We start from the raw sequence: 8985 nt of genomic DNA, 5'->3' as shown, positions 1-8985 counted from the left end.
CCGCCGCCGCGCGGATGTTCCTGGTCCTGACCCTGCTCCTCGGCGTGCTGTACCCAGCCGTCATCTGGGGGATCGGCCGGGTCGGGCTGTCCGACCAGGCCGACGGCTCGCGGATCGAGCGCGGCGGTGTCGTGGTCGGGTCCTCGCTGCTCGGGCAGAACTTCACCGACGAACGCCACTTCCAGAGCCGGCCCTCGGCCAGCGAGTACGCCGGCGGTGTCAGTGGCGGCAGCAACCTCTACGCGTCCAACGAGGACCAGCAGGCGGCCGTCGCCGAGCGCCAGAGCGGGTATGCCGCGGCGAACGGGGGCGCTGCCGCCTCCGCCGACGCCGTGACCGCGTCGGCCAGCGGCCTCGACCCGCACATCTCGCCGGAGAACGCGATGGCCCAGGCTCCGCGTGTCGCCACCGCGAACGGCCTCGGTGAGGATGCCGTCGAGGACCTCGTGCGGAAGCACACCCAGGGCCGGGTCCTCGGCTTCCTCGGTCAGCCCAGGGTCAACGTCCTCGAGCTCAACCTCGCCGTCCAGGACCTGGCCGGCCGGTGACGCGGCCGACCCGCGTCGACCGCTGAGCCTCCGAGGGGCGAGAATCACAGCCATGGCCAGGGGAAAGCTCCGCGTCTACCTCGGTGCAGCGCCGGGCGTCGGGAAGACCGTCGACATGCTCTCCGAGGCCCGGCGCCGCAAGGAGCGCGGCACCGACGTCGTCATCGGCGTCTGCGAGACGCATGGCCGGAAGTACACCGCCGCCCTGATGGAGGGCCTCGAGCAGGTGCCCCTGCGCGAGGTCCCCCATCGGGGCACGGTGCTGCGCGAGCTCGACGTCGACGCGCTCCTCGCGCGCCGGCCCGAGGTCGCGCTCGTCGACGAGCTCGCCCACACCAACGCGCCGGGCAGCCGCCACACCAAGCGGTGGGAGGACGTCCACGAGCTCCTCGACGCGGGCATCAACGTCATCTCGACCGTCAACATCCAGCACCTCGAGTCGCTCAACGACGTGGTCGAGGCGATCACCGGGGTGCGGCAGCAGGAGACCGTGCCCGACGAGGTGGTCCGCGAGGCCGACCAGATCGAGCTGGTCGACATGTCGCCCCACGCCCTGCGGCGGCGACTCGCGCACGGCAACGTGTACGCGGCCGAGAAGGTCGACGCCGCACTGGCGAACTACTTCCGCGAGGGCAACCTCTCCGCGCTGCGCGAGCTGTCCCTGCTGTGGGTGGCAGACCGTGTCGAGGAGGGGCTGGACCGGTACCGCGCCGACCACGACATCACCGAGCAGTGGCCCACCCGCGAGCGGGTCGTGGTGGCGCTCACCGGCGGTCCCGAGGGGCGGACGCTGCTGCGTCGCGCCGCGCAGATCGCCTCCCGCGGTGCGGGCGGGGAGATGCTGGCGGTCTACGTCACCCCGCCGGACGGGTTGGTGGACGCGAGCCTCGAGGGTCTCGGCGAGCTGCGCCAGCTCACCGCCGAGCTCGGCGGCAGCTTCCACACCGTCAAGGGCGACGACCCCGCCGCGGCGCTGCTCGACTTCGCACGGGGCGTCAACGCGCGCCAGATCGTCATCGGCGCCTCGCGGCGCCGACGGTGGCAGGCGATCCTCTCGCCGGGGGTGGGGCAACGGGTCGTCGACGACTCCGGTGACATCGACGTCCACCTGGTGTCGCACGAGCTCACGCGCAGCACCCGGCCCCGGTTGTCGGTCGGCCCCACGGTCGGCCGACGGCGCAGCGTCGTCGGCTGGCTCCTGGCAACGGTCGGCGTCGCAGTCCTGACCGTCGTGCTGCACTGGTCGCGAGACCTGCACGACCTGCCGCTCGACGTGCTGCTCTTCCTCCTGCTCACGGTCCTGTCGGCTCTGGCCGGCGGCATCGGTCCGGCCCTCGTCGCCGCGGTGCTCGGCAGCCTCGCCCTGAACTGGTTCTTCACGCCGCCGCTCTACACCTTCACGATCTCGGACCCGCAGAACCTCGTCGTGCTGCTGGTCTACGTCCTCGTCGCGCTGGCCGTGTCGTCGGTGGTCCACCTCAGCGACCGACGTGCCGCGGCCGCCCGGGCGGCCCAGCGCGAGGCGGCCGCGCTGGCGGAGTCGGCGGAGACGCTGCTGGCCGAGCGGGACCAGCTGCCGGCCCTGCTGCGCCAGGTGGTCGAGTTCTTCGCCATGGACAGCGCCGCCGTGGCCCGGCGAGCCAGCGTGCGCGACCCGTGGGTGGTGGTCGCCGCGACGGACGGCTTCGAGGTCGACTCCATCGCTGCCGCGTCCGTGCGCGCGGCGATCGACGACGACCACACCATGGTGCTCGTGGGGCGGGTCATCAGCGGTGAGGACCGCCGCCTGGTGTCGGCGTTCGCCGCGCGGGCGGCGGTGATCCTGCATCGCGACGAGCTGGAGGAGCAGGCGAGCCGGGCAGCCGCCCTGGCCAAGGACAACCGCGCCCGCACAGCCCTGCTCGCTGCGGTGTCCCACGACCTGCGTACGCCGCTCGCAGGGATCAAGGCGGCGGTCTCCAGCCTCCGGCAGCACGACGTCGCGTTCTCCCCGGAGGACGAGGCGAGCCTGCTCGAGACCATCGAGGAGTCCGCCGACCGTCTCACCGGCCTCGTCGCCAACCTGCTGGACATGTCACGGCTGCAGAGCGGCTCGGTGGCCGCCCGCCGCGATCCCGTCGACCTCGCGGACGCCGTGGGCATCGCCGTCGACTCGCTCGCCGAGGGGGACAGGGTCCGGGTCCGCATCGAGGACGGCGTCCCCCCGGTGGAGGCCGACCCGGGGCTGCTGGACCGGGTGCTCGCGAACGTCCTCGAGAACGCCCTGCGCCACTCGCCGGGCCGGCAGGAGGTGCTCGTGCGCGCAGCGGCGACGCAGGACACCGTGCAGGTGCGGGTCGTCGACCGTGGCGCTGGGGTGCCCGACACCGCCAAGGAGTTCATCTTCGCTCCCTTCCAGCGGTACGGCGACGCACCCAAGGGCACGGGCGTCGGGCTCGGGCTGGCGGTGGCCAAGGGGCTCGTCGAGGCCATGAGCGGCACCATCGCGGCCGAGGACACTCCCGGCGGGGGCCTGACGATCGTCATCGACCTGCGGCGTGCGGCACGCACGCCCGGCCCGGCTGCGACGCGCCGGGCTGCAGCCGGCCAGCAGGCGCGCGTCACCGAGCCGACCACCGCCACCCCGACAGCTGACAGGATCGCTCCGTGAGCACTGTCCTCGTGGTCGACGACGAGCCACACCTCGTCCGCACGCTCGCCATCAACCTGCGCGCCCGCGACTACCAGGTCGAGACCGCCCAGGACGGCCGCTCCGCCCTGCAGGCCTTCCACGAGCGGGAGCCCGACCTCATCGTCCTCGACCTCGGCCTGCCCGACCTCGACGGGGTGGAGGTGCTGCGCCGGGTCCGGGAGGTGTCGGAGGTGCCGGTGATCGTCCTGTCGGCGCGCAGCGAGTCCGTGGACAAGGTCGAGGCGCTCGACGTGGGTGCGGACGACTACGTCACGAAGCCCTTCGGCATGGAGGAGCTGCTGGCCCGGGTGCGGGTGGCCCTGCGCCGCAACCGCGATGCCGACAGTCCCGAGCAGAGGCCCTTCGAGACCGGTCGCTTCCGGCTCGACTTCGCCGAGCGCCGGGCTGTCATCGAGGGCACCGAGACCCGGCTGACGCCGACCGAGTGGCGGCTCCTGTCGGTGCTCGCCCGCCGACCCGGGCACCTCGTCTCCCAGCGTGAGCTGCTGCGGGAGGTGTGGGGGCCAGGGTACGGCCGCGAGTCGAACTACCTGCGCGTCTACGCCAACCAGCTGCGGCGCAAGCTCGAGCCCGACCCCACCCGGCCGCGCTACCTCCTCACCGACCCGGGACAGGGCTACCGGCTCGTCGGCGACGATCCGGACTCCCGCCCCTGATGCGCCTCACCGGGTGATGCCCACCCGGGCGTCGAGGGTGAGGTCGCCCGGGCTGTTGCCCCGCTGGTGGACCTCGATGGCCAGTGAGTTCGCCCCGGTGACGACCGAGCCGGCCGGCAGGGCGAGCGTCACAGGTGTGGTCTCGTCGGCCCCGCCCAGGGACGTCGAGGCCTTGGTGGTGAACGTGACGGCACCGCTCGGCATGTTGGAGCGCGCCACCTCGACACCGTTGAGGTAGACCACCGCGCCGTCGTCGCGCAGCAGGTCGAGGGTCACCGCGGTCACCGGGGCCCCGGAGGGCACCGTGAACGTGGTGCGGAAGTAGTAGGTGTTGCGGCCGTTGGTCGCAGGGATGGTGGTGGCGTTCTTGTTCCTGAAGCCGAGGTCACCGACCCCCGTGGCCCACGCCGAGTCGTCGTATGCCGCGGCCCGCCAGGCCGTGCCCTGGTCACCGCCCGTGGCGAGGTAGCGCCACGTGGAGCCGAAGGGCAGCACCGTGGAGCCGCCACCGCCGCCACCGCCACCGGCGACGCTGTTCCTCGCCGCCGGGGTGCCGGTGCCGGTGCTGGCGCCCCAGCTGGCGGGGTCGGCGTTGTCGAGCGCCGGGTCGCGCAGCTCCAGCGACGCGCCACCGGTGAGCGCCGGCCAGGGCGCCGCCGCGGCATACGTCACCTCGTCGACCACGCGGGTGCCCTGGCGAAGCCGCAGGGTGCCACCGGCGTCGTCGAGGGTGCCCGGGTAGCGCCCGGCCACCCACGTCGCGGGACCGTAGGCCGCGCGGAACGCCGGGTCGTCCTTGACGAACACCGCGTGGGCTCCGGGGAGGAGGACCGTGCCGGGCGGGATCGAGTAGGTGCCGACGCCCTCCAGCACCCAGTCGGAGAGGTCGACCGACTCGGTCGTGGAGGGGTTGACCAGCTCGACGTACTCGGCGGCGGGGTCGCCCGGGGCGTACTGCACCTCGTTGATGACGACCTGCGGCGCGGCGCTCTGCGACACCGGGATCTCACCGGGCTTCGTGTGCGCCGCGACCTGGTTGCGCCGCTCCTGCACACCGTCGACGACCTTCTGCCGGCTGTTGGCCAGGCTGGGCGTGCTCCAGCGCTGGCGGTCGAGGGCGATGTCGGTGGCGCAGCACGTCGTCCACGCGTCGAACGTCGCGAGCAGGCCGTTGCCGACGAGGAACCGGTCGTGCAGGGTGCGGACCCGCCGGAAGTGCATGGCCTTGATCTCGGGCACGGCCAGCAGCGAGGCGAAGAGCTTGTTGAAGCTCGTCGTCGGGGTGACGAGGTCACCCTTGCCGTCGCGGCCCCCGGAGAAGATGCCGTCGAGGTCCCAGTGGAGCAGCCGCCACCGGCCGTCGCCCTGCTCGTCGCGGACGACGTAGAAGTTCTTGCCGCCCACGTCCCACTGGCGCATGGAGACGACGAGGGCCATGAAGTTGACCATCTGGCTGACATCGACGTGCTCGTAGAGCCACGCCCGCTTGGCAGGCGAGTCGGGCTTGTTCAGCCACTGGGTCAGCTCCCACGCGTCGGTGTAGTCGCCCTCGCCGTTCTTCTTGTCGAGGTCGAGGGACGCCTCCAGCTCGGCCGGGGTGGCGTAGGTGCGCAGGCCGCCGGCGTCGACCTTGTAGATCGCCCAGTCGTCGTAGCCGCGCTGGGCGCGCCAGACGTTGTCGTACTTCTCGAGCAGCTCGGCCACGCTGTAGAAGTCGCCGTTGCGGTGGGTGCGGACCATCGAGTAGCGCAGCGGGGCGTTGCCCGCGTCCTCGACCATGGACCAGCCCAGGCCGGGGACAGGGGCGTTCTTGCTGTTGAGCGCGAACTCGTCCATCGGGTAGGCGTAGGGCGCTCCGAGGTCGACGAGGTGGCCCTTGGGGAGGGTGACGTCCCACTTGACCTTCGCGTCGGTGCAGCTGCTCTGCCCTCGCACGTGCATCAGCGCACCGTCGAAGACCTTGCCCTTCCAGGCGACCACGGCGGGGGCGTCCACGCCGTCGCAGCGGTGGTTGGCCAGCAGGTCGGCGTAGTCGGCGTCGGCCATGAACCACTCGAGCACGGGGTACTTCGCGGCGTCCTGCTCGGGGTCGGTCGCCACGACGCCGTCATAGCGCCGCGAGTCGCCCTGCGCCGGGTAGGAGGCGGTGGAGCTCCCGTTGACGACGTCGATGCGGTAGCGCAGCAGCTGGCCCGCGGGCACACCCGGGACCGTCGCGCCATACACGCCGTCCCCGGCCCCGCCGGGGCTCGCCGCGTCGTCGAGCAGCGGCCGGGTGGCGTCGGCGCCGAACATCACCTTGGTCGTCAGGGTCGCGGTCGCGCCGGGGGTGATGGCGGCGGTGACCGTCACCGACTGGCCCGGGGCCGGGCGCTGCGGGGTGGCGGTCACCCCGGTGATCGTGGCGGGCGGGTTGAGCTCGACCGAGTTGACCGTCCGCGGCGTGCCGAGGTCGGCGGCGCTCGGCGCCCAGCTGGCCGCGCTCGCGTTGTCGGCTCCCAGGTTGATGAGCTCGAGGGAGGGCCCGCTGCCGTCGGGGCTGACCGGCCACGGGGCGGCGTCGTCGTAGGTCACGGTGTCGACGACCCCGGCCGAGGCGTCGACGAGGGTGACCTGCTCCCCACCGTTGGAGAGCGAGGTCCCGGCGTAGGAGAAGTCGGCCGGGAAGCCGTAGGCGGCCGAGAAGCCCGCCGGGTCGCCGGTGCCCACGATGCGGCCGCCGGGCGGCAGGACGGTGCCGGAGGGGAACGGTGCGGTCAGCGTGATGCCGGCGGAGAACGACCAGCCCGAGAGGTCGACCGGGTCGCTGCCACGGTTGGCCAGCTCGATGAACTCCAGCGGGTCCGGGTCGACCGCGTGGTACATCAGCTCCGAGATCACGACGTCGGTGGGCGCGGCGACCGCGGCCCCCGGTGCTGCGACGGCGAGCCCGGCGAGCACCGTCACTGCGGCGCACAGGCCGGCGACCCGGCGCGTGGCAGGTGTGGTCATGGTGCAGCCCCCTCGTGATCGTGGGTGAAGTCTCACGACGGGCGGGTCCGTCAGACAGCGTTGCGCAACGTAGGCGGACCTACGTCGAACGGCGCACCGGCCCCCACCACCAGCCCGTCTCACCACCAGCCCTGGCGCCGTGCCCAGCGGAGGAGCCACAGGCTGATGCCGAGCATGACGACCACGACGACGACCAGCTGGCCCACGTGGGTGCGGTCGTTGACGATGACGTTCATGCCGTACACCGACGCGATCGCGGTCACCGGCAGCGTGATGGCGGCGATGACTGCGAGCCGCTCCATGGCGAGCGTCATCTTGGTGGTGACCCGTGTCTGGTACAGCTCGATCACGCCGAAGAGGAACTGGCTCTCGCCGTCGGCCACGCTGCGGGTCCGCTCGAACTGCTCGCGCAGGTCCGCTGCGAGCCGACGCGTCTGCTCGGTCGTGACCCGGTCCAGGTTGGCCAGACGGGCGTAGATGTCGTGGCACTGTGCGGCCATGGTGCGCGCGACGAGCAGCTCGTGGCGCAGGAGGAACAGCTCCTCGAGCAGCTCCTCGGGCCGCTGGAAGTCGGAGTTCATGACGCGGAGCTCGAGGGCGGGGAGCCGGTTCGCCACCGCTCGCACCGCTGCACCCTGGCGGCGGGCCACCGCGGACACGACGGCGTACGACAGCTCGGCCGGGTCCGCGGGGTGGAAGCGGCCAGCGGCGATGCGCTCGCGGACCTGCTCGGTCTCGGTGGTCGTCTCCTCGAGGGCGACGACGGGGTTGCGTGGCCCGTGGACCGTCACGAGGTACTCCACGCCCACGAGCTGGTCGAGCTCGAGGCTGTGGACGTGGCCACGCTCACCGGCCAGGGGCGCGTGGACCACGATGAAGACGTGCTCGTCGTACGCGTGCACGGTCGGCACGAAGGTGCGCTCCCGGCAGGCGCGCACGACCATCGGGTGGGCATGGAAGACACCGGACAGGACGGCCTCGGCCTCCTCGTCCACCTCGGGCAGGTCCACCCACACGAAGCCGTCCCCGCGCCGCAGCAGCGACTCGAGCTCCGCGGGCGCATGGTCGGTGATCCCGTCCGGGCGCACGAGGGAGACCCGCATGGGCCCAGCGTGGCACGGGGACTCAGGGCGTGACGAGCGATCGTCGCAGGCGCAGGGAGGCGAGGGCGAGCAGCGCTGCGGCGTAGAGCGACAGGATCGCGAGGTAGCCGGCGACCTCGGGCAGCCCTCCGCCCCGCGACAGCACTTCGACCCAGGCGTCGACCGCCCACGCGTGCGGGGTCAGGTGGCCCAGCCGGGCGACCCCCTCGGGCACGATCTCGAGCGGCCACATGCAGCCTCCGAGCATCCCGAAGGCGATACCGATGGCGGGCCCGATCGCCCCCGCCTGCTCGGGCGTGCGGAAGAACGTGCCCGCCACCATGCCCGCTCCGGTGCCGACGGCCGCCCACACCAGGACCAGGGCAACCGCGGCGAGCGGGTTGCCCCAGCTCACGCCGAACAGGACGGCGCCGACCGTGACGATGAGCAGGGCCTGCCCGAGGGTCAGCGCGAGGTAGCACAGGGCCTCGCCGAGGACCAGGTCGCGTGGGCGGGTGGGCGCGGCCAGGGCCCGGGCGAAGATGCCGTACCTGCGGGTCTGGATCATCGCAGCGCCGCCTGCCACGGCGTTGATGAACACGAAGAGCACCAGCATGGTCGGGGCGCTGTAGCTGAAGCCGAGCGGCAGGTAGTTGCTGGCGCTGTCGACGACCACGGTTCGGACCGGGACGGCCGCCACGTCCTGCTGGAGCCGGGCCGCCGCGCGGAGGTTCTCGTCGAACTCCCGGCCGGCCGTCCCGGTGGCGAAGAGCGCCGCCTGGACCGTGGCAGCGTGCTGGGCCACCACCGAGCCGAGACCCGTGAGGGCCGCCTGGCTGCCCTCGGCCGATCCCGGGACGAGGACCGGCAGGTCCACCCGCCGCCCCGCACGCAGGGCTGCGTCGAACCCGGCGGGGACGACGACCACGGCCGACACCTCGCCGCGCCGCAGGGCGGCCACTCCAGCCGCGCGGCCGGCATACGGCTCCACCGTCACGGTGGCGTCGGCGTCGAGG

General features: G+C 72.8%; 6 protein-coding genes. 3 read left to right on the top strand and 3 right to left on the bottom strand.

Annotated features, from left to right (window positions below; genetic code table 11):
* The 3 genes from kdpC to VIB11_RS09205 form a co-directional block, all read left to right on the top strand.
* On the top strand, positions 1 to 548 hold a 548-nt coding region (gene kdpC / locus VIB11_RS09215; RefSeq protein WP_332030526.1), incomplete at its 5' end, for a K(+)-transporting ATPase subunit C.
* A gap of 52 nt (positions 549 to 600) precedes the next feature.
* A complete protein-coding gene (locus tag VIB11_RS09210) occupies positions 601 to 3198 on the top strand; it encodes a DUF4118 domain-containing protein (RefSeq protein WP_332030524.1) in 2598 nt (865 codons plus the stop codon).
* Positions 3195 to 3896 (top strand): response regulator transcription factor, encoded by a 702-nt coding sequence (locus VIB11_RS09205; protein ID WP_332030522.1) that lies wholly within the window; start codon positions 3195 to 3197, stop codon positions 3894 to 3896. The genes VIB11_RS09210 and VIB11_RS09205 overlap by 4 nt, the downstream gene beginning before the upstream one ends.
* Before the next feature lie 6 nt (positions 3897 to 3902).
* Here VIB11_RS09205 and VIB11_RS09200 read toward each other — a convergent pair whose 3' ends face one another.
* The 3 genes from VIB11_RS09200 to VIB11_RS09190 form a co-directional block, all read right to left on the bottom strand.
* On the bottom strand, positions 3903 to 6887 hold the full coding sequence (locus VIB11_RS09200) for a lamin tail domain-containing protein (RefSeq protein WP_332030520.1): 2985 nt from the start codon (positions 6885 to 6887) through the stop codon (positions 3903 to 3905).
* 119 nt (positions 6888 to 7006) lie between these two features.
* Positions 7007 to 7990 carry a CorA family divalent cation transporter gene (locus VIB11_RS09195; RefSeq protein ID WP_332030518.1) on the bottom strand — a complete coding sequence of 328 codons (984 nt, stop codon included), beginning with the start codon at positions 7988 to 7990 and terminating at the stop codon, positions 7007 to 7009.
* Positions 7991 to 8012: 22 nt separating this feature from the next.
* On the bottom strand, positions 8013 to 8985 hold a 973-nt coding region (locus VIB11_RS09190; RefSeq protein WP_332030517.1), incomplete at its 5' end, for an ABC transporter permease.

This window comes from Pedococcus sp. (assembly GCF_036554925.1).
Lineage (GTDB): Bacteria > Actinomycetota > Actinomycetes > Actinomycetales > Dermatophilaceae > Pedococcus_A.
Note: the sequence above shows the minus strand (reverse complement) of the source record. Positions and strands in the feature narration are given on the sequence as shown.